This window comes from Plastoroseomonas hellenica (genome assembly GCF_018129085.1).
GTDB lineage: Bacteria > Pseudomonadota > Alphaproteobacteria > Acetobacterales > Acetobacteraceae > Plastoroseomonas > Plastoroseomonas hellenica.
Genome location: NZ_JAAGBB010000079.1, coordinates 1 through 19,521, shown reverse-complemented (window position 1 = coordinate 19,521; position 19,521 = coordinate 1). Strand labels below are relative to the sequence as shown.

At 72.4% G+C, this 19,521-nt stretch carries 18 protein-coding genes; 11 read left to right on the top strand and 7 right to left on the bottom strand.

Going from position 1 to position 19,521, the window contains the following annotated elements:
- Window positions 1-558 (bottom strand): NeuD/PglB/VioB family sugar acetyltransferase (locus tag GXW71_RS32125; RefSeq protein WP_211857578.1); only part of this gene is annotated, 558 nt, incomplete at its 3' end.
- 166 nt (window positions 559-724) lie between these two features.
- Between GXW71_RS32125 and GXW71_RS32120 the strand changes: the two genes are divergently transcribed.
- Both GXW71_RS32120 and GXW71_RS32115 read left to right on the top strand, forming a co-directional pair.
- On the top strand, window positions 725-3,856 hold the full coding sequence (locus GXW71_RS32120; protein WP_211857576.1) for a hybrid sensor histidine kinase/response regulator: 3,132 nt from the start codon (window positions 725-727) through the stop codon (window positions 3,854-3,856).
- A 202-nt stretch (window positions 3,857-4,058) separates the two neighbouring features.
- The gene (locus tag GXW71_RS32115) at window positions 4,059-4,697 is read left to right on the top strand and encodes a Tat pathway signal protein (protein WP_246527083.1); all 639 of its coding nucleotides are present in this window, start codon (window positions 4,059-4,061) and stop codon (window positions 4,695-4,697) included.
- Between the two features lie 58 nt (window positions 4,698-4,755).
- Here the strand turns inward: GXW71_RS32115 and GXW71_RS32110 are convergent, their stop codons facing one another.
- The 4 genes from GXW71_RS32110 to GXW71_RS32095 form a co-directional block, all read right to left on the bottom strand.
- Entirely contained in the window at window positions 4,756-5,364 is a 609-nt protein-coding gene (locus tag GXW71_RS32110) for a glutathione S-transferase family protein (protein ID WP_211857554.1), read from the bottom strand.
- 99 nt (window positions 5,365-5,463) lie between these two features.
- Window positions 5,464-5,931 carry a GlcG/HbpS family heme-binding protein gene (locus GXW71_RS32105; protein ID WP_211857552.1) on the bottom strand — a complete coding sequence of 156 codons (468 nt, stop codon included), beginning with the start codon at window positions 5,929-5,931 and terminating at the stop codon, window positions 5,464-5,466.
- A gap of 71 nt (window positions 5,932-6,002) precedes the next feature.
- Complete coding sequence (locus tag GXW71_RS32100; RefSeq protein ID WP_211857545.1) at window positions 6,003-6,458, bottom strand: hypothetical protein; 456 nt, start codon at window positions 6,456-6,458, stop codon at window positions 6,003-6,005.
- An 82-nt stretch (window positions 6,459-6,540) separates the two neighbouring features.
- Complete coding sequence (locus GXW71_RS32095) at window positions 6,541-8,244, bottom strand: electron transfer flavoprotein-ubiquinone oxidoreductase (protein ID WP_211857543.1); 1,704 nt, start codon at window positions 8,242-8,244, stop codon at window positions 6,541-6,543.
- A gap of 85 nt (window positions 8,245-8,329) precedes the next feature.
- Here GXW71_RS32095 and GXW71_RS32090 point away from each other — a divergent pair, with 85 nt between their 5' ends.
- The 6 genes from GXW71_RS32090 to GXW71_RS32065 all read left to right on the top strand — a co-directional run bounded on the left by GXW71_RS32090 (window position 8,330) and on the right by GXW71_RS32065 (window position 15,054).
- Window positions 8,330-9,133 carry a uracil-DNA glycosylase gene (locus GXW71_RS32090; RefSeq protein WP_211857541.1) on the top strand — a complete coding sequence of 268 codons (804 nt, stop codon included), beginning with the start codon at window positions 8,330-8,332 and terminating at the stop codon, window positions 9,131-9,133.
- Window positions 9,134-9,293: 160 nt separating this feature from the next.
- The gene (locus GXW71_RS32085) at window positions 9,294-11,042 is read left to right on the top strand and encodes a lytic transglycosylase domain-containing protein (protein ID WP_211857539.1); all 1,749 of its coding nucleotides are present in this window, start codon (window positions 9,294-9,296) and stop codon (window positions 11,040-11,042) included.
- A 175-nt stretch (window positions 11,043-11,217) separates the two neighbouring features.
- Complete coding sequence (gene moaB, locus GXW71_RS32080) at window positions 11,218-11,748, top strand: molybdenum cofactor biosynthesis protein B (protein WP_211857537.1); 531 nt, start codon at window positions 11,218-11,220, stop codon at window positions 11,746-11,748.
- A gap of 270 nt (window positions 11,749-12,018) precedes the next feature.
- Entirely contained in the window at window positions 12,019-13,197 is a 1,179-nt protein-coding gene (locus tag GXW71_RS32075; protein WP_408902025.1) for a PA0069 family radical SAM protein, read from the top strand.
- Between the two features lie 83 nt (window positions 13,198-13,280).
- Window positions 13,281-13,904 (top strand): ribonuclease HII, encoded by a 624-nt coding sequence (locus GXW71_RS32070; protein WP_211857529.1) that lies wholly within the window; start codon window positions 13,281-13,283, stop codon window positions 13,902-13,904.
- A gap of 100 nt (window positions 13,905-14,004) precedes the next feature.
- The gene (locus tag GXW71_RS32065) at window positions 14,005-15,054 is read left to right on the top strand and encodes a site-specific DNA-methyltransferase (protein WP_211857580.1); all 1,050 of its coding nucleotides are present in this window, start codon (window positions 14,005-14,007) and stop codon (window positions 15,052-15,054) included.
- Between the two features lie 208 nt (window positions 15,055-15,262).
- Here GXW71_RS32065 and GXW71_RS32060 read toward each other — a convergent pair whose 3' ends face one another.
- Both GXW71_RS32060 and GXW71_RS32055 read right to left on the bottom strand, forming a co-directional pair.
- Complete coding sequence (locus GXW71_RS32060; protein WP_211857527.1) at window positions 15,263-15,790, bottom strand: biotin transporter BioY; 528 nt, start codon at window positions 15,788-15,790, stop codon at window positions 15,263-15,265.
- A 29-nt stretch (window positions 15,791-15,819) separates the two neighbouring features.
- Window positions 15,820-16,863, bottom strand: a complete 1,044-nt coding sequence (locus GXW71_RS32055) for an A/G-specific adenine glycosylase (RefSeq protein ID WP_211857518.1) — start codon at window positions 16,861-16,863, stop codon at window positions 15,820-15,822.
- Between GXW71_RS32055 and GXW71_RS32050 the strand changes: the two genes are divergently transcribed.
- The 3 genes from GXW71_RS32050 to GXW71_RS32040 all read left to right on the top strand — a co-directional run.
- Entirely contained in the window at window positions 16,862-17,317 is a 456-nt protein-coding gene (locus tag GXW71_RS32050) for a DUF721 domain-containing protein (protein WP_211857516.1), read from the top strand. The two genes, GXW71_RS32055 and GXW71_RS32050, sit on opposite strands and share 2 nt — an antisense overlap.
- 56 nt (window positions 17,318-17,373) lie before the next feature.
- Window positions 17,374-17,961: a thioredoxin domain-containing protein gene (locus GXW71_RS32045; protein ID WP_211857515.1), complete on the top strand. Its 588-nt coding sequence runs from the start codon at window positions 17,374-17,376 to the stop codon at window positions 17,959-17,961.
- Between the two features lie 2 nt (window positions 17,962-17,963).
- Window positions 17,964-19,521, top strand: a 1,558-nt coding sequence (locus tag GXW71_RS32040; protein WP_211857514.1) for an AAA family ATPase, incomplete at its 3' end; no start/stop codon positions are given.

Genomic DNA, 19,521 nt, shown 5'->3' with positions numbered 1-19,521 from the left:
GGCGGCCACCATCGCGCCGGCGCCCACCGAGACACCCGGCGCCAGCACCGCGCCGGCCCCGATCAGGGCCCCGGCGCCAACCCGCGCGCCGCCCGCCAGCACCGCGCCCGGTCCGACATGCGCCGCGTCTTCGAGCACGCAGTCATGCTCGACGATGGCGCCGCTGTTCACCAGCGCGAGCCGCCCGATCCGCGCCTCCGGCCCGATCACCGCCCGTGCCATGACCACGGCCCCCTCCTCGACCACGGCCGCCGCGCCGATCACCGCCGCCGGATGGATCAGCGCCGGCAAGGCGAAGCCCGTCGCCGCCAGCCGGGCCGCGGCTGCCAGCCGCGCTGCATTGGCGCCGATCGCCGGATGCGCCGCCGTGACCCCCGCCTGCCGCAGCGCCGCGAGCCGCGTCTCATCGCCCAGCACCGGATGGCCCAGCACCGAGGCGAGGCGTGGCACCGCGTCCACGACGCCGGCGATGCGCCAGGCGCGCCCCGCCATCAGCAGGTCGAGCACCGCCTTGCCATGCCCGCCCGCGCCGAGCACCAGGATCGATTCCGTCGCCATCCGGCGATATTAGGATGCGATCCCCGGCGCGGCCCATGCAGGAACCATCACGGATCCGCATCACTCCCGCTCACGCATTCGAAAGGCGATGGTCGCCCTCGCGCGCGGTCCGGGCTAAACTCACGCCGCCGCGATCACGCTGCGGCAAGACAACGAGGACAGAGGCTTGCCGGATAGTCGTCGGTCCGCATCTCAAGGGCTGCGCTTCCGCGTCGGGCTGCGCACGCAGCTCGTCGCGCTAGTGCTCGCCGTGGCGCTGCCGGCCCTCGGCTTCGGCGTGCTCGCGGTCTGGCAACTCGGCCACAGCTACCGCGACGAGGCCGAGGCTGCCCTGCGCGAGAGTGCCCAGACGACCGCGAGCGCCCTCAACCGCGACATCCAGGCCGCGATCGGGGCGCTCGACGCGCTGGCCGCCTCGCCCCTGATCGACCGCGGCGACCTCGAGGGCTTCCGTCGACAGGCCGTGACCGTGGGCCGCGCTTTCCACGGCTCCGTGGCGCTGGCCGCCCTTGATGGCCGGCTGCTGCTCGAAACCAGCGCCAGTGCCCCGCCCGCACGCCTCGGCCCCTCCGCGGCCTTCGACCGCGCGCTCGCGGAACGCCGGGCGGTGCTGGCCGATGCGCCCGACATCGACGCCGCGGGCAGCGGCTTCACCGCGCCGCTGTTCGCGCCGGTGCTGCGCGACGACCAGGTGACCCATATGCTGCGCCTCAGGATCGGGCCGGAACGGCTGGCCGATATCCTGCGCTCGCTGCCGCTGCCAGAGGATGTGCAGGTGGTGGTGACCGATGCCGCCGGCATCGTGATCGCGCATGCCGGGCGTTCGGCACCGGCCCTCGGCCTGCCCCAGGGCTTCGTGCCACCGGACAGCCCGCTGCCGAGCGAGGGCACGGCGCTGGTCAAGGGTCGGCTGCCGGACGGCACCCGGGCGATGGTCGGCCAGGCACCGTTCGGCCGCGGCGGCTGGACCGTGCAGGTCGCCGTCCCGCGCGACCGCTTCGACGGCGCCTGGCGGGCGCCGCTGGAGCGCATGGCCCTCGCCGCGCTGATGCTGGTGCTGGTGGCGGCGCTGGCGGCGCTGGTCCTCGGCCGCTCCCTCTCCGCGCCGCTGAGGGCGCTTGCCGAGCACGCGGGCGCACTGCTGACCGGCACGCCGGGCCCGGCGCCGCTGCCGCCGCAACGCACGGCGGAGCTCGAGCAGATGCGGGTCGCGCTGCTGGAGGCCGGCCGCGCCGGGCAGCAGCGCGCCGAGGCGGAACGCCGCGCCACCGAGGCGGAGGCCGAGGCGGCCGCGCTGATCGCCGCCGAGGCGCAGTTCCACGCCCTCGTCGACCGCATGCCCCAGATCGTCTGGACCGCGACCCCGGACGGCCGGACCATCTATCTCAATCGCCGCTGGTATGACTTCAGCGGCTTTCCCGCCGGCATCGCCGGCGAGCACCGGCACGCGGCGCTGCACCCTGAGGACGCGGCCGCCACCGCCGAGGCCTGGGCCGCGGCGATCGAAACCGGCGAGACCTTCACGATCGAGCACCGCTACCGCAGCGCGGCCGGCCAGTGGCACTGCTTCCTGAGCCGCGCGGAGCCCTTCCGCGACATGGGCGGCCAGATCCTGCGCTGGTTCGGCACCTCGACCGACATCTCCGAGCTGGTCGCCGCGCGCGAGGCGGCGGCGCGCACCGAGGCGCAGCTCGAGGAGCTGGTGGCCGAGCGCACCGCCCAGCTCGGCGAGAGCGAGGCGCGGCTGCGCGGCGTCTTCGACGCGCAGTTCCAGTTCATCAGCCTGCTCTCGCCGGACGGCACGCTGCTCTCGGCCAACCGCACCGCGCTCGACTATATCGGCGCCGAGGAGGCGGATGTCGTGGGACGGCCGCTCTGGGAAGCCCCCTGGTGGCCCGAGGATGCCGTCACCCGCCGGCATCTGCGGACCGCGATCGCCGAAGCCGCCGCCGGCCAGTTCCTGCGCTACGAGGCCGAGATCCGCGACGCCGAGGGCCGCAACGCCGTCATCGACTTCACCCTCAAGCCGGTGCGCGATCCGCGCAGCGGCGCGGTCACCCTGCTGATCCAGGAAGGCCGCGACGTCACCGAGAACCGCCTGCTGCAGCGCCGCCTTGCGGAGGCCGAGAAGCTGGAGGCGCTCGGCCAGCTCGCCGGCGGCGTGGCGCACGACTTCAACAACGTGCTGCAGGCGGTGGTGGGCGGTGCGCGGCTGATCGCCAAGCGCCCGGGCGAGGCCGCATCCGTCGCCCGCCTCGCCGCCATGATCGTCGATGCCGCGGAGCGCGGCGGCAACATCACGCGCCGCCTCCTCGCCTTCGCCCGCCGCGACGAGCTGCGCGCCCGCGCCGTGGCCCCGCGGCCGTTGCTGGAGGGCATCGCCGACGTGCTGGCCCACACCATCGGCCCCAACATCGCGGTGCGGCTGGATGTTCCCGCCGATCCGCCCGCCCTCTTCGCCGATCCCGGCCAGCTCGAGACGGTGCTGGTGAACCTCGCGGTCAATGCGCGCGACGCCATGCCCGCGGGCGGGGAGCTGGTGCTGGCGGCGGCCGAGGCGGTGTTCGCGGCCGACGCCGCGCATCCCGCCCCGGCCGGCCTGCCGCCCGGCGCCTATATCCGGCTTTCAGTCACCGACACCGGGCATGGGATGGACGCGGCAACGCTCGCCCATGCCATGGAGCCCTTCTTCACGACGAAGCCCGCTGGCAAGGGCACCGGGCTCGGCCTTTCCATGGCGCGCGGCTTCGCCGAGCAATCCGGTGGCGGGCTCGCGATCGACAGCGCGCCCGGCCGCGGCACCTGTGTCACGCTATGGCTGCCACGCGATACGGCGGCATCCGCCCCGCTATCCGCCGATCCCGACGAAGGCGCCGGCCTGCCTGCCGCCGGGGTTGCGTTGCCGCGCCTGCTGCTGGTCGATGACGAGCCGGCGCTGCGCGAGATCCTGGCCCAGGAGCTCAGTGACCGCGGTGCCCAGGTCGAGACCGCTGATTGCGGCGAGGCCGCCCTTGCCCGCCTCTCCGCGGCGAAACCGCCGGAGGTGCTGGTGACCGATGTCGCGATGCCGGGCATGGATGGCCTCGCGCTGCTCGCCGCCGCGCGCGCGGCGCATCCCGCCCTGCCGGCCCTGCTGCTCACCGGCCACGCGCACGACACCACGCTGGCGGCCCTGGCCGAGCTGCGGCGGAGCGGCCCGACCGCGCTGCTGAGCAAGCCGGTCGCGGCCGAGCGGGTGTTGGCGGAGGCGATCCGCCTGCGTGACGCCGGGCAGCCCCGGAGCGCGGCCGCGGAGTAGGTCCGGGCAGCCTCACGCAGCTTCGCACACGGTTGATTCCAATCCGTGCCGATCTGGTCTAGCGTCGTTCCATATCGTTGGAACACGGCCGTGCGCTTCGGCGCACGCACCATGTTCCGGCCATTTGTTTTGGCGAACATCCCACCGGTCCGGATGACATCATCCGAACGGGACCTGCTTGAGAGGCGGAGGTCACATGCGCATGCGGGCTTTTCTGGTCGGGCTTCTCGCCCTGACCGCAATGGCGATGGGGGCGGCACCGGCCGAGGCCCAGAATCGCTTCTACCTGGTCAACAATTCCGGCCAGACGATCATGGAGGCCTATGTCTCCCCCTCGCGCCTCGAGGATTGGGGGCCGGACATCCTCGGCACCGGCGTGCTGCCGCCCGGCCAGCAGGTCTGGGTGACGCCGAATTTCGGCGACTGCCTGCTCGATGTCCGGGTCCGCTACCAGGGCGGCGCCGAGGACCGCCGCATGCAGGTGAATGCCTGCAACCTCTCCCGCATCGCCTTCGGCGGCGGCGGTGGCGGTTATGTGGGCGGCGGCGGCGGGCCGGGTGCCGCGATCGGCGAGGTGCCCAGCGGCGGCAATCCATCCTTCACCTTCGTCAACGGCACCGGCACCACGATCCGGGAGATCTACATCTCGCTGTCCACCGACCGGAACTGGGGGCCGGACCGGTTGGGCGCCAACGTGCTGCAGCCGGGCGGCAGCATGTTCATCAACCTGCCCCTCGGCCGTGGCTGCAACGCCGATGTCCGCGTCGTCTTCATGAACGGCCAGCCGGTCGAGCGGCGCGGCATCGAGACCTGCTCGCGCCAGCAACTTGTCTGGCGCTGAACGGATCCGATAGACGGATTGCAGCGGCGGCCGGAAATCCCCAGCCGCCGTCTGCGTTTCAGGCCTCCCGCAGCGCCCGCGCGCGCAGCGCCGCGGGCCGCTCCAGGCAGCGGGTCAGCCACGCGGCGACGCGCGGCAGATCGTCCATCGGGAATTTGTTGAACCAGGGGCTGTAGAGCACGCCGGCCAAGTTGCAGTCGGCGATGGTGAAACCGCCGCCCAGTAGGAAGTCGCGCCCATTGAGCTGCGCCTCCAGCACCGCCAGCCGGGCACGCAGCCCTTCGGCCCCGGCCGCCGCCAGTGCCGGATCGCGCTCCGCTGGAGGGCGGCTGACGGTATTATAGCTCCAGAGCGTCGCCTGCGGCTCGGCCTCCGTCACCGCCCAGAGCGCCCATTGCAGGGTCCGCGCATGGTCGTCGCCGCCGGGCAGCAGGGGCGCACCCGCCTTGCCGGCGATATGCAGGTTGATCGCCAGACTCTCGAACAGCGTCAGGTCGCCATCGACCAGAACCGGGATCTTGCCGTTCGGATTGACGGCGCGGAATTCCGGCGTCCGCACATCCGTCCGGTGATCGACGGGGATGATCTCGTAGGCCTGCCCCGCTTCCTCCGCCGCCCAGATGCAGCGGAAGGCGCGCGAGCGCGGAATGCCGTGGATGCGGAGCATGGATGTTTCCCGAATGGCGCGGCGAGAGAATGCTATTCCCCTGCCGCGCCGTAAAGCCGTTCGGCCGAGCGGAAGAAGATGCCCGCCAGGCTGAATGCTTCAGAGCGGGTCGCCGGTTTCCGGCGTCAGGCCGGCGGCACGGATACCCGCCACGGCGCAGACCTCGTCCTTGTCCGAGGCATCGCCGGAGACGCCGACCGCGCCAAGCACCGTGCCATCCGCACTTTTCACGAGCACGCCGCCTGGTACCGGCACCGCGCTGCCGCCGGCGAGGTCCGACAGGGCATTCATGAAGCCCTGCATCGCCTGGGCCCGCCGCGCCAGTTCCCGCGTGCCGAAGCCGAGGGCGAGCGCGCCATAGGCCTTCCCCTCGGCGATCTGCGGCCGGAGGAGAGAGCCGCCATCCTCGCGCAGCAGCGCCTTGCGATGGCCGCCGCCATCCAGCACCACGACGGTGAGCGGCGCGAGCCCGAGCTCCCGCCCCTTCGCGAGTGTCTCACGGGCGATGGTGATCGCGGCATCCAGCGTGATGCCGTGCTGGAAACCGGCGGGGGCGGCCTGGGCCATGGGGATGCGTCCTTCGGGCGTGGAACCCCCTCTTGCCCCGGCCCGGCCCGCGCGTGAAGGGGCGGCGGCGCTCAGCGGGTGCCGGTGATCCGGCCGCTGGCATCGCGAATGGTGACGCGGCCCGTGCTGTCGCGTGTCTCGGTGCCGGTGATGCGGCCGGAACTGTCGCGCATGGTCACCGCGCCGGTGCTGTCGCGCGTCGCCGTGCCGGTGATCCGGCCGGAGCTGTCGCGGAAGGTGGTGCCACTGCCGCTGCGCTCCGCCGTGCCGGAGATCCGGCCCGAGCCATCGCGGAAGGTGGTGCTGCCGCCCGTGCCGCGATCCGCCGTGCCGGTGATCCGGCCCGAGCCGTCACGGTAAGTGGTGCCGCCGCCGGTGCCGCGGTCCGCCGTGCCGGTGATCCGGCCCGAGCTGTCGCGATAGGTGCTGGTGCCTGGACCGCCACCGTCCTTCTGCGCGAAGGCGAAAGGCGCGAGCAGCGCCAGGGCGGCAAACAGGCTGAAAGCGAAGCGTGCGATACGGCGCATGGTCGTCCCTCCCCGGCGGCTGGGACGGCCAGCTAAGCGTGCTTCGCACCTGCTGCGCAACGAAATCGCGCACCAAGGCGCCTCACATCCCGCCGATGTAGTTCGGACCGCCGCCGCCCTCCGGCGTGCACCAGTCGATGTTCTGGTCCGGATCCTTGATGTCGCAGGTCTTGCAGTGCACGCAGTTCTGCGCGTTGATCACCAGCCGCACGCCGCCATTGCCGGCGCTGGTCTCGGCGCCCGGCCCGGCCGCTTCGGCGTCCGGGGTGCCCTTCAGCTCCCGCTCGGCCTCCGGCCCCACCGCCTCATAGACGCCGGCCGGGCAGTAGCGGCTCTCCGGGCTGCGGAAAGCATCCCAGTTCACGCCCTTCCACTGCGACGGATCGCGCAGCTTCAGATGCGCCGGCTGGTTCTCCTCATGATTGGTGTTCGAGAGGAACACCGAGGACAGCCGGTCGAAGGTCAGCACGCCATCCGGCTTCGGATAGGCGATGCGCGGCGCCTCCGACGCCTTCTTCAGGCTGGCGTTGTCCGCGTGGTGCGCCATGGTCCAGGGCGCCTTGCCGCGGAAGAGGTAGGTGTCGAGCGCGGCATTGGCCATGCCGCCCCAGAAGCCGAACTTCGCGAAGCCGGGGCGGATGTTGCGCACGCCTGACAGCTCGGTCCATACCCAGCTCGCGCGCAGCGCCTCGGGATAGCTGTCCAGCACCGGCGGCCGCGTCTCGGCGCCGAGCGCCGCGGCCACTGCCTCCGCCGCCAGCATGCCGGACTTCATCGCGGTGTGCGTGCCCTTGATCTTCGGCACGTTGAGGAAGCCCGCCGTGTCGCCGATCAGCGCGCCGCCCGGGAAGACCAGCTTCGGGATTGATTGCAGCCCGCCCTCGTTCAGGGCGCGCGCGCCATAGGCGATGCGCTTGCCGCCCTCGAAGAAACCGCGCACCGCCGGATGGGTCTTGAAGCGCTGGAACTCGTCAAAGGGCGAGAGCCAGGGATTGGGATAGTCGAGCCCGACGACGAAGCCGACCGAGACCAGGTTCTCCCCCAGCATGTAGAGGAAGGAGCCACCATAGGTGTCGGACTTCAGCGGCCAGCCGGTGGAGTGCCACACCAGCCCGGGCGTGTGTTTCTCCTTCGGGATCTCCCAGAGTTCCTTGATGCCGAGGCCGAAGGTCTGCGGCGCCACGCCGTCCCGCAACCCAAAGCGCTCGAACAGCCCCTTGGTCAGCGACCCGCGGCAGCCCTCGCCGAACAGCGTGTAGCTGGCGCGGAGCTCCATCCCCGGCTGGTAGTCGGGCCCCTTCTCGCCATCCTTGGCGATGCCCATCACCCCCGCGACGACACCCTTCACGACGCCGTCCTCGATGATGGTCTCGGATGCCGCGAAGCCCGGATAGATTTCGACCCCGAGCGCCTCGGCACGGGCGCCGAGCCAGCGGCAGACATTGCCCAGGCTGACGATGTAGTTGCCGTGGTTGTTCATCTGCGGCGGCGTCGGCAGCCGGAAGGCGCGCTTCTCGGTCAGCAGCATGAAGCGGTCATCGCCGGCCGGTGTCGCCAGCGCCGGCGGGTCGTCCCGCCAGTCGGGGATCAGCTCGTCGAGCGCGCGCGGCTCCAGCACCGCGCCCGACAGGATGTGGGCGCCGATCTCGCTGCCCTTCTCCACCAGGCAGACGGCGGCATCGGGCGCAAGCTGCTTCAGGCGGATCGCCGCGGCGAGGCCGGCGGGGCCGCCGCCCACGATCAGCACGTCGAATTCCATGCTCTCGCGCTGTTCCGCGTCACTCATGCTGGCCGGGTTCCTCCGCTTGCCCTTCGCATGTAGCCTCTCGCCCGCCGGCGCGGAACCCCGCGTGGGATGGTCAAGGGGACGCATGGACGCGGAGAGCGAGGCGCTGCTGGCAGCGCTGCGGTTGCAGCTCGACTGGGGGGCGGAGGAGGCGCTGGAGGATGCGCCGCCCGACCGCTTCAGCGCGCCCGTGCCGCTGCGTCCCGCCGCCCCGCCCGAGATCGGTGGGGCCGCCGCGCCGTCGCCCGGCCCGCCGCCGATCGCAACGGTCGCCCTCGCGGCCCCGGTCGCCTCGCGCGCCGCGGCCATGGCCGCCGCAGCCGGAACGCTCGACGAGCTGCGGGAGGCGATCCGTGCCTTCGACGGCTCACCGCTCCGGGAGACCGCGACCAACCTGGTCTTCGCCGACGGCACCCCCGGCAGCGGCCTGATGTTCGTGGGCGAGGCGCCCGGCGCCGACGAGGACCGCCTCGGCAAGCCCTTCGTCGGCCAGTCCGGCCGCCTGCTCGACCGCATGCTGGCGAGCATCGGGCTGAGCCGGGCCGAGAACGTCTACATCAGCAACATCCTACCGTGGCGCCCACCCGGCAACCGCACGCCGAGCGACGCCGAGATCGCGCTCTTCCTGCCCTTCATCCTGCGCCACATCGCGCTCGTCCGCCCGCGCCGCCTGGTGTTGCTCGGCGGCACCGCGGCCAAGGGCCTGCTCGGGAGCAAGGAGGGCATAACCCGGCTGCGCGGCCGCTGGCGGGAGATCGAGGTGCCGGGACTTGGCCCACTGCCGGTGCTGGCCACGCTGCACCCAGCCTATCTGCTGCGCACGCCGATCGCCAAGCGCGACGCCTGGGCAGACCTGCTGATGCTGCGCGCGGCGCTCATGGCGAATTGATGCGGCCCCGAATGATACTGGTATCTGCCTGATCACCTTGTCGAAAGCACTGTCCGGAACGTGACGCTGGTCACATCATAACGATTCCCTGACTGATCTGGCCTCGACACAAAGGGGGTCCGAACGGTATCTCCACCCCGCCATGCGCGCGCTCTGCCCCATGGCCCTGCGAGCATCGACCCTGGCCCTCGCGGCCCTGGCCGGGCTCCCGTGCTGGCTCGCCCTCCCCCAGGCGGCCGGCGCGCAACGGGCCAACCAGACGACCGCGGATCGGTCGGTCCGTCCCCAGGACCCGCCGCGGGGCGCTGTAACCATTCCGTTCCGCGAAGGCGCGCCCCCGGTCGCTGGCCTGCCGCAACCGCTGCCGGAGGCGGCCGCGGCCCGGCTGCGCCGCATCTTCGAGTTCCAGGCGCGCGGCGAGGATGCGCGGGCGATCCGCGAACAGGCCCGCTTCTCCGACCGTCGCCTGCTTGGCCATATCCTCGCTCATCGCTGGCTGCGCGAGGGCGCCGAGAATCCCGGGCTGGATGCGCTGCGCGGCTGGCTAACACGGTATGGCGACCAGCCGGATGCGCCCGAAATCCATGCCCTGCTGGTGCGCACCGCCGGTCCGAACGAGGCGATCCCGAGCCCGCCCGTGGTCCGCGCCCTGTCGCCGGATGCCGAGATGGCGCCCAGCGCCCGGCCGCCGCAACCGGCGCGCCCGGCCGCACCGGCCATGGCGCGAAGGGCGGAGGTCGCGGCCGCCGCCTTTCGCGCCGGCCGCGATGCGGAGGCGCTGGCGCTGGCCTCGGCACTCGCCCGCACAGGCGATCCCTCCGGCCGTGCCGGCTTCGTCGCCGGGCTCGCCGCCTGGGGGCTCGGCGAGTTCACTCAGGCGCTGCCGCTGTTCCAGGCCGCCGCGGAGGCCAGCGAGGCGACGCCCGCGCAGCGCGCCGCCGCCGCCTTCTGGGCCGCCCGCGCCGCCGTCCGATCGCGCCAGCCTGCGCTCTACGTGCCCTGGATGCTGCGCGCCGCGGAGGCGCCGCGCAGCTTCTACGGCCAGGTGGCGCGCCGCGCCCTCGGCCTCGACCCCGGCTTTGGCCGCGGCCGGGAAGCGGCGGATCCCGGCGACGCCGCGCAGATCGCCGCGATCCCCGCCGGCTGGCGCGCACTCGCGCTGCTGCAGGTCGGCCAGCGGGCGCGGGCGGAGGCCGAGCTCCGCCGCCTCTATCCGCGCGCCGAACGCAATCCCGATCTGCTGCGCTCCCTGCACCAGGTCGCATCCCATGCCGGGCTGCAGCATCTCGCGGGCCAGCTCGCGCAACGGCTGCCCGGGGCCGAACCGGCGGCCGGCGGCATCGCGCAGACCGTGCCGATGCCGCGCCTGTCACCGGAGGGCGGCTTCCGCATCGACCCGGCGCTGCTCTATGCGATGACGCGGCAGGAATCGAATTTTGAACCGACCGCGATCTCCCGCGCCGGGGCACGCGGGCTGATGCAGCTCATGCCGGAGACCGCGAGCCTCATCACCAACGACCCGACACTCGCGGGCGATGCGATCGAGCGCCTGCACGAGCCTGGCCTGTCGCTGGAGCTCGGCCAGCGCTACCTGCTGCACCTGACCCGGCATGAGAGCGTGGACGGCAACCTGATCCGCCTGCTCGCCGCCTACAACGCCGGCCCGGGCAGCGTGCTGCGCTGGCAGCCCGCGACCGCGCATCGCGACGACCCCTTCCTCTATATCGAAGCGATCCCGATCGACGAGACGCGGGATTTCGTGCGGCGGGTGCTGTCCTTCTCCTGGGCCTACGCCGCGCGGCTCAGCCTGCCCGCGCCGAGCCTCGACGCGTTGGCCGCCGGCGCCTTCCCGCGCTTCGCCTCGACGCAGGACATCCTCGCCATGCTGCAGCGGAGCGAGGCGCGCTGATTTTTGTTTGCTGGAGCAGATTCACGCCTCCGGGCGCGTTCGCCCTCCGACGATCTGCTCCAGTGTTTGCCGGAGCAGATTCACGCCTCCGGGCATCCGCCCTCCGACGATCCGATCCGGATTTGCTCTCGCCGCCCGGCGGCCCACATTGTGGGTCAAAGACCGGAGCCAGCCGATGCCGATTGACGAAAGCCGCAGCTTCCTGCCCGTGAACATCGCGGTGCTGACCGTGAGCGACACCCGCGACCTCGCGACCGACCGCTCCGGCGACACGCTGGTCCAGCGCATCGAGGCTGCCGGCCATAGGCTTGCCGCCCGCCGCCTCGAGCGCGACGAGGCCGATGCCATCGAGGCAATCCTGCGCGCCTGGATCGCCGATCCCGAGGTCGATTGCGTGGTCACCACAGGCGGCACCGGCATCACCGGCCGCGACGTGACACCGGAGGCCTTCGCGCGGGTGCTGGAGAAGGAGATCATCGGCTTCGGCGAGCTTTTCCGGATGCTGAGCTACCAGAAGATCGGCACCTCCACGATCCAGTCGCGCGCCATCGGCGGCGTCGCGGGCGGCACCTATCTCTTTGCCCTGCCGGGCTCGCCCGGCGCGTGCAAGGATGCCTGGGACGACATCCTGGTCCATCAGCTCGATGCCCGCTTCCGCCCCTGCAATCTGGTCGAGCTGATGCCAAGATTGAAAGAGAATTTGTAAGCCTCAGGCGCCGGCGCGCGCATGCGCGCGCTTGGCTTTCGCGCTGTCAGGTTTGCTCTGGCGACAACTGTCGGTCGCGCGCGGGGCCGCATTCGCGGCCCCGGGGCATCGCTGCGCTCGCCCCGGAGGAATCAGTGGCGGCCTGCGGCCGCGGATTCGGGTGCGGTGCGGCTGCCGCGCCCGGTCTGTGCTCTCGGCGATGTTCCCTTATTGTTCTTGACTTCCCTGCCTCCGCTGGCTGATATCGACGAGAACGGATGGAGAACTCCCATGCCGGACGGCAGCCTCGGTCTCGACAGCGATTTCATCCAAGAGACGCCCTGCGGTGCAATGCCTTCAGGCGCGCGACGCGGCCGGGGCTCGGTCACCAATCCGGCCAACCGTTACGAGCGCGCCGCCGCCGAGGCCTTCGATGATGGCTGGGGCACGTTGGAGGAGGCTTTCGCCGAGCTCCCGCCGCTGCCCACCACGCTGACGCCCGAGAAATCGCGCAGCGCCATGGCCTGGAACGACAGCCCGGATATCGGCTTCGATCGCTCGATCAACCCCTATCGCGGCTGCGAGCATGGCTGTGTCTATTGCTATGCGCGGCCCTCCCACGCCTATCTCGGCTATTCGCCCGGCCTCGATTTCGAGACCCGGCTGATGTTCAAGCCGGAGCTCGCGGCGCTACTCGAGAAGGAGCTGCGCAAGCCCGGCTACACGCCGCGCCCAGTAGCACTCGGCGCCAATACCGATCCCTATCAGCCGGTCGAGCGCACCCTGCAGCTCACCCGCCGGGTGCTGGAGGTGCTGGAGCGCTTCGGCCATCCGGTGACCATCGTCACCAAATCGGCCGGCGTGCTGCGTGACCTCGACATCCTGACGCGGATGGCGGCGCGCAACCTCGTGCATGTCTGCCTCTCGGTGACGACGCTGGATCCGAAGCTCGCCCGCGTCATGGAGCCGCGCGCCGCGACCCCGGCGCGCCGGCTCGCCGCGATCCGGGCGCTCGCCGATGCCGGGGTGCCGGTCGGCGTGCTGGCGGCGCCGATGATCCCGGCGCTGAACGACATCGAGCTGGAGCGGATCCTGGAGGCGTCGGCGAAGCATGGCGCCCGCCACGCCGGCTATGTCGCGCTGCGCCTGCCGCTCGAGATCGCCTCGATGTTCGAGGCCTGGCTGAACCACCACATGCCGGACCGCGCCGGCCGCGTGCTGGCGCTGGTGCGGGAGATGCGGGGCGGCGCGCTCTATGACAGCCGATTCGGTATCCGCCAGCGCGGCACCGGCCCCTATGCGGAGCTGCTGGCGAAGCGCTTCACCCTGGCGCTCGGCCGCTACGGGCTGGGGCCGGCCGGGCGCGGTGCGAAGGTCTCGGGTGTCATCGGCTGGACCGGCCTCGACTGCACCCAGTTCCGCGTGCCGGAGCCGGAGGCGAAACCGCAGGCGCAACTCGCGCTGTTCTGAGAGCTGCTTCGGCGGGGGAGGCACGGAGCGCCCCGGCTGCTAAGTTCGCCCCAGGCCGAATCGCCGGCCCGGGGGACGACTGGGTGCCTGACTACCTTCTGGAACTCCGCCATGGGGGCCGCGTGGCTGGCGTCGATGAAGCCGGCCGTGGCCCGCTCGCCGGACCGGTGCTTGCCGCCGCCGTGGTGTTCCGGAAGAAGCCGCGCGCGGGATTGGCAAGGCTGCTCGACGACAGCAAGCGGCTATCTCCCGAAGCGCGCGACATCGCCTTCGCCGCACTGCGCGAGGCGGCGCTGGCGGGGCTGCTCGACTTCGCCATCGCCGCAGCGAGCAGCGTGGAGATCGGGCGCATCAATATCCTGGCCGCGACCCATCTCGCGATGCGCCGGGCGGTGCTGCGCCTGGCGGCGGCGCCCGACCTCGCGCTGATCGACGGCAACCAGGCGCCTTCCCTGCCCTGCGCCACGCAATGCGTGATCGGCGGCGATGCCGCGAGCCTTTCGATCGCGGCGGCCTCGATCCTCGCCAAGGTGACGCGCGACCGCGCGATGCGGCGGCTGCACACGCGCTGGCCCGCCTATGGCTTCGCGAACCATGTCGGCTACCCGACCCCGGCGCATCGCGCGGCCCTCGCCGAGCATGGCCCATCCCCGCATCACCGCCGCGGTTTCGCGCCCGTGGACCAGGCTGTCCTTCGCTTCGCTTGACGCGGAGTCGCGCCTGCGATTCTAATGACTTGCAGGGCCCCGGGGGGCCGAGGGGATAGGCGCTTTGGGGACCGGGCTGGACCTGCCGCTCGACCAGATCATGGTCGGCGATTGCATCGAGATGCTGCGCAGCCTGCCGCCGGCATCCGTGCACGCGATCTTCGCCGATCCGCCCTACAACCTGCAGCTTCGGGGCGAGCTGCGGCGCCCGGACGACAGCCTGGTCGACGCGGTGGACGATGCCTGGGACCGCTTCGACGACTTCGCCGCCTATGACGCCTTCACCCGCGAATGGCTCACGGAAGCGCGCCGCGTGCTGCGCAAGGACGGCACGCTCTGGGTGATCGGCGCCTACCACAACGTCTTCCGCCTCGGCGCCACGGTGCAGGATCTCGGCTTCTGGATCCTGAACGACGTGATCTGGCGCAAGGCGAACCCGATGCCGAATTTCCGCGGCCGGCGCTTCACCAATGCGCATGAGACGCTGATCTGGGCGGCGCGCGGCCCGGAATCGAAGTACCGCTTCAACTACGCCGCCATGAAGGCGCTGAACGACGACCTGCAGATGCGGAGCGACTGGTTCATCCCGCTCTGCACCGGCGCCGAGCGCCTGCGCGACGTCAAGGGCGTCAAGGTCCACCCGACCCAGAAGCCGGAAGCACTGCTGCACCGGGTCATCATGGCCTGCACCGCGCCGGGCGAGGTGGTGCTCGACCCCTTCCTCGGCTCCGGCACCACCGCCGCCGTCGCCAAGCGCCTCGGCCGCCGCTTCATCGGCATCGAGCGCGAGCCGATCTACGCCGAGGCCGCCAAGCAGCGCCTCGCCGCCATCGAGCCGATCGGCGAAAGCGCGGCGCAGACCCTGCCCTCGAAACGCGAACAGCCACGCATCCCTTTCGGCGTGCTGGTCGAGCGCGGCCTGGTGCCGGCCGGCTCCCGCCTCTACGACCGCGCGCGACGCTATGAGGCACTGGTCGGCGCCGACGGCACCTTGCGCTGCGGCACCGCGACGGGCTCGATCCACAAGGTCGGCGCTGCGGTGCAGGACGCGCCGTCCTGCAATGGCTGGGCCTTCTGGCACGTGCTCGGCCGCGACGGGCGGCTCCGCGTCATCGACGAATTCCGCACCGAGATCGCCGGCGGAGTTTAATTTTTCGCCCTCTATTTTTCGCCCTCAATCGCCGGCGCACGCATCCGCGTGCTTGGCTTGCGCGCTGTCAGGGCGCACTAGCGACAACGGTTGGTCGCGCGCGGGGCCGCTTTCGCGGCCCCGGAGCATCGCTGCGCTCGCTCCGCAGGAACTGGCGGCCTCCGGCCGGGCACTCATTCGTGCGCACGGCGCGCGTGGCGCTCTTGTGCTACTGGCGCCAGCCGGCCGGCGCCGCGCGCAGCGCGGCGAGCGCCAGCGCCGTCTTCACCACGGTGCCGGGGATGAACAGCACGAAGCCGGCCATCAGCGCCCGCTCGACGCCGACGAAGCTCGCCAGCCACAGCAGGCCCGGCACGAAGAGCGCCAGATGCGCGGCCAGCAGCATTGCACCGCTGCGCAGCCAGCCGCCGCGCGCCTGCCCGGCGATCCAGGCCGCCGGCAGGAAGCCGATCAGATAGCCGCCCGTCGGCCCGGCCAGGGCGGCAATGCCGCCGGCGCCATTGGCAAAGACCGGCAGCCCGATCGCCCCTTCGGCCAGATAGAGCAGCACCGAAGCGACGCCGAAGCGCGCGCCGCCGAAGGCGCCGAGCAGCAGCACCGCGAGGCTCTGCATGGTCGCCGGCACCGGCCAGAAGGGCACCGCGATCTGCGCCGAGGCGGCGAGGACCGCGGAGCCGAGCAGTACGAGGCCGGCGAAGCGCAGCCCCTGGCGGGGGGCGGTCAGGGCGAGGGCCATGGGGCGGCTCCTTTGCGATCGGTCAGTCATCAACCCGCCTCTCGCATGGCCGGGCAGGCGGGGGCAAGCGCCAGCAGGCGCCGCATGGCGGTCGGTACCGCCGCCCCGGCGACATGGACCTCGAAGCCGGCGCGGTCCGAAAGGCGCGGAACCTCGGCCAGCATCAGGCGCATGCGCAGCTCAAAATGGGTGAAGCCGTGCCGCGCCTCGCCGCTCGCCGCGCGCCAGGGCAGGGCCGCCGGCGCGAAGGGCATCGCCTCGGCGAGTGTCCAGGCCGCGTCCCGCCAGGGGGTGCCCGGCACTTCCAGCATGCCGCCGAGCAGTCCCTCCGGCGGCCGGCGGCGCAGCAGCATGTGCCCTGCAGTGTCGCGCAGCAGGAAATGCACGCCATACCGCACCGGCCGCAGCTTCTTCGCAGCCTTGGCCGGCAGGCTCTCCTGGATGCCCTGCGCCGCCGCGGCGCAATGCCCGGACCAGGGGCAGAGCGCACAGGCCGGGCGCCGCGGCGTGCAGAGGGTGGCGCCGAGGTCGAACAGCGCCTGGGCGAAATCCGAAGGCCGGGCGCGGGCAGCGGGCTGCTCCATGAAGCGCGCCGCCAGGGCGGCCAGCCTGGGCTTGGCCCCCGGCAGCGGCGCCGCCTCGGCGAAGAGCCGCGCCGTCACCCGTTCCACATTGCCATCGACCGGCACCACCGGCTCCCCGAAGGCGATCGCCGCCACGGCGGCGGCCGTATAGGCCCCGATGCCCGGTAATTCGGCGAGCCCGGCCGCGCTGCACGGGAAGCCCCCGGCCGCGACCACTGCCCGCGCTGCCGCATGCAGGTTGCGGGCCCTGGCGTAGTAGCCGAGCCCTGCCCATTCCTCGGCCAGCGCCTCCCAGGGGGCCGCGGCCAAGGCGGCGACATCGGGGAATCGGGCCAGGAACCGGACATAGCGGGGCGTCACCGCCGCGACCGTGGTCTGCTGCAGCATGACCTCGGAGAGCCAGACGCGGTATGGATCGGCTTCACCCCGCCAGGGCAGGGTGCGGCGGTGGCGGTCATACCAGACGAGAAGGAGGTCGGCGGGTGGCATGACGGCGGATAATGACCGATTCTTCGGCGGCCCGCGCCCCCTGGGTGCGATCCTGCCCCGGCTGACCCGCCCGGCCTTCAAGCGCCGCAGCCCGGCCGGCGCCCAGTTGATGGCCGACTGGCCGGCGGTCATCGGGCCGGCGCTCGCTGCCGTCAGCGTGCCGAAGCGCCTGTCCGCCGGCACCCTGACGCTCGCCTGCTCCGGCCCCATCGCCATGGAGCTGACCCATCTCGCACCCGAACTGATCGCCCGCATCAACGCCCATCTCGGCGGCACGCCGGTGCAACGGCTCCGATTCGTGCAGGAAGCGCCCCGCCAGGCGGCGATTCCCCCGCCCCGCCCCGAACCCCAGCTTCCAGCACGAGTCGCGGCTTCTCTCACGGAGGTTCGCTCCGAACCCCTGCGCGCCGCGCTGGAAAAGCTGGCCCGCGGCGTCTATCGGACCAGGGGCTGAGCGGCCCCCGCGAGTCGCGGTATCCTTCTCGCCGCCCTGACCGGAGACTGCCGTCTATGTTGCAACGTCGCCATCTTCTCGCCGCCGCCCTGGTGCCGAGCCTCGCCCGCGCCCAGGGTCAGGATCCGCGCCTCGCCCCCCGGACCGCCGGCCGCCCGGATGCGCGGGCCGAGGTGATCGAGTATTTCTCGCTGACCTGCTCGCATTGCGCGGACTTCCACAAGACGACCTGGCCGCGCGTGAAGCAGGAGCTGGTCGAGACCGGCCAGGTCCGGATGGTGTGGCGCGACTTCCCGCTCGACCCGCTGGCCCTTTCCGCCGCGGCAGTGGCCCGTGCCCTGCCGGTCGCGAGCTATGAGGGCTATATCTCCGCCCTCTTCGCGACCCAGGACCGCTGGGCCTTCGCGCGCGGCGTCGACAACAAGGAGGAGGTCTTCCGCATCGCCGCCCTCGCCGGCATGGCCCGTGCCGCCTTCGACGCCGCCTGGGCCGATGACGAGCTGAAGCGCGCCGTGCTCGAGACCCGCCTGGCCGGCGAGCGCGAGCACCGCGTCAATGCCACGCCGACCTTCGTCTTCGGCGGCAACCGCAGCGTCTCCGGCGCCATCGCCTATGATCGCTTCGCAGCCGAGGCAGCGCGCTGAGCATGACGGCGCCCGACGACGGCCTGGCACGCAACCTCGGCACCGAAGAGACGCCGGAGGCCGAGGCGCCGCTGACGCCGATCGAGCGGCGCGCCGCCACGCTGTCCCGCATCCGCATCGCGGGCTTCAAGAGCTTCGCCGAGCCCACCAACGTGGATGTGCTGCCGGGCCTGACCGGCATCGTCGGCCCGAATGGCTGCGGCAAGTCCAACGTCGTCGAGGCGCTGCGCTGGGCGATGGGCGAGACCTCCGCCAAGTCGCTGCGCGGCGGCGAGATGGAGGATGTCATCTTCGCCGGCACCGCGGCCCGCCCCGGCCGCAACATGGCCGAGGTGACGCTGAGCCTGGACGACGCCGCCGGCCTGGCGCCGCCGCCGAACGAGAGCGTCGCGGAGCTGGAGATCTCCCGCCGCATCGCGCGCGGCGAGGGCTCGGCCTTCCGGGTGAACGGGCGTGAGCTCCGCGCCCGCGACGTGCAGACGCTGTTCGCCGATATCGGCTCCGGCGCGCGCTCCTCGGCCATGGTCAGCCAGGGCCGGGTCGCGACCCTGATCCAGGCGAAGCCGGAGGATCGCCGGCAGGTGCTGGAGGAAGCCGCCGGCATCTCCGGCCTGCGCGCGCGCCGGCATGAGGCGGAGCTGAAGCTGCGCCAGGCCGAACAGAATCTGGCCCGTGCCGAGGACCTGCTCGGCGGCCTCGACCAGCAGCGCCAGTCCCTGCAGCGCCAGGCCCGGCAGGCCAATCGCTATCGCAACATCTCCGGCCTGGTGCGTGGGGCCGAGGGGGAATGGCTGTCGTTGCTGGCCGCGCGCGCCGCCGCCGCGCTCGACGCCGCACGCGATGGCCAGCAGGCGGCGCAGGACGCCGTGCGCCAGGCCGAGGCCGAGGCCGAGGCCGCCGCCATCCGCCTGCACGAGGCCGAGCAGGCCCTGCCCGCACCGCGCGCCGCCGAGGCCGAGGCGCGCACGGCGCTGGAGCGCCGCCGCATCGAGCAGGAAGGGCTGGAGCGCGAGGAGGCCCGCGCACGGGAGGCACTCGCCACCGCGACCCAGCGCCTGGAACAGATCACCCGCGACCTGGCCCATGCCGAGCGCACCGCCGAGGACGCTGCCGGCGCGTCGCGGCGGTTGCAGGAGGAGGACCAGGCCCTCGCCGCCGCCGAGGCCGGGCTGCCGCAGCGCCTCGACGAGGCGCGCGAATTGCTGGCGTTGGCCGAGGACGCCGCCCGCGAGGCGGAGCGTGCCGCGGAACGTGCGACCGAGGAAGCCGCCGCCGCCGCCGCTCAGGCCAGCCAGGCGGAAGCCGCCCTTGCCGCCGCGGCGCAGCGCGTCCGCCGGGCCGAGGAGGCCCATACCCGGATCGCCGCCGAGCATGACGCGGCGACGGCCGCCCTGGTGCCGGCAGCCGCCCTGGCCGAGACGCAACGCAGTGTCGTGGAGGCCGAGACGGCACTGCTCGCCGCCCGCGATGCGCTGACGCAGGCGGAAGCCCAGCGCGCCGCGGCCCACGCGGCCCGGATCGCCGCCGCCGGCGCGGTCACCGCCGCGGAGCAGGAGGCCG

Bases quoted from the DNA above. Each gene is read 5' to 3' on its own strand.
- GXW71_RS32115 (WP_246527083.1), top strand. From the start codon at position 4,059: ATGCGGGCTTTTCTGGTCGGGCTTCTCGCCCTGACCGCAATGGCGATG.
- GXW71_RS32110 (WP_211857554.1), bottom strand. From the start codon at position 5,364: ATGCTCCGCATCCACGGCATTCCGCGCTCGCGCGCCTTCCGCTGCATC.
- GXW71_RS32105 (WP_211857552.1), bottom strand. From the start codon at position 5,931: ATGGCCCAGGCCGCCCCCGCCGGTTTCCAGCACGGCATCACGCTGGAT.
- GXW71_RS32100 (WP_211857545.1), bottom strand. From the start codon at position 6,458: ATGCGCCGTATCGCACGCTTCGCTTTCAGCCTGTTTGCCGCCCTGGCG.
- GXW71_RS32095 (WP_211857543.1), bottom strand. From the start codon at position 8,244: ATGAGTGACGCGGAACAGCGCGAGAGCATGGAATTCGACGTGCTGATC.
- GXW71_RS32090 (WP_211857541.1), top strand. From the start codon at position 8,330: ATGGACGCGGAGAGCGAGGCGCTGCTGGCAGCGCTGCGGTTGCAGCTC.
- GXW71_RS32085 (WP_211857539.1), top strand. From the start codon at position 9,294: ATGGCCCTGCGAGCATCGACCCTGGCCCTCGCGGCCCTGGCCGGGCTC.
- moaB (WP_211857537.1), top strand. From the start codon at position 11,218: ATGCCGATTGACGAAAGCCGCAGCTTCCTGCCCGTGAACATCGCGGTG.
- GXW71_RS32075 (WP_408902025.1), top strand. From the start codon at position 12,019: ATGCCGGACGGCAGCCTCGGTCTCGACAGCGATTTCATCCAAGAGACG.
- GXW71_RS32065 (WP_211857580.1), top strand. From the start codon at position 14,005: ATGGTCGGCGATTGCATCGAGATGCTGCGCAGCCTGCCGCCGGCATCC.
- GXW71_RS32060 (WP_211857527.1), bottom strand. From the start codon at position 15,790: ATGGCCCTCGCCCTGACCGCCCCCCGCCAGGGGCTGCGCTTCGCCGGC.
- GXW71_RS32050 (WP_211857516.1), top strand. From the start codon at position 16,862: ATGACGGCGGATAATGACCGATTCTTCGGCGGCCCGCGCCCCCTGGGT.
- GXW71_RS32055 (WP_211857518.1), bottom strand. From the start codon at position 16,863: ATGCCACCCGCCGACCTCCTTCTCGTCTGGTATGACCGCCACCGCCGC.
- GXW71_RS32045 (WP_211857515.1), top strand. From the start codon at position 17,374: ATGTTGCAACGTCGCCATCTTCTCGCCGCCGCCCTGGTGCCGAGCCTC.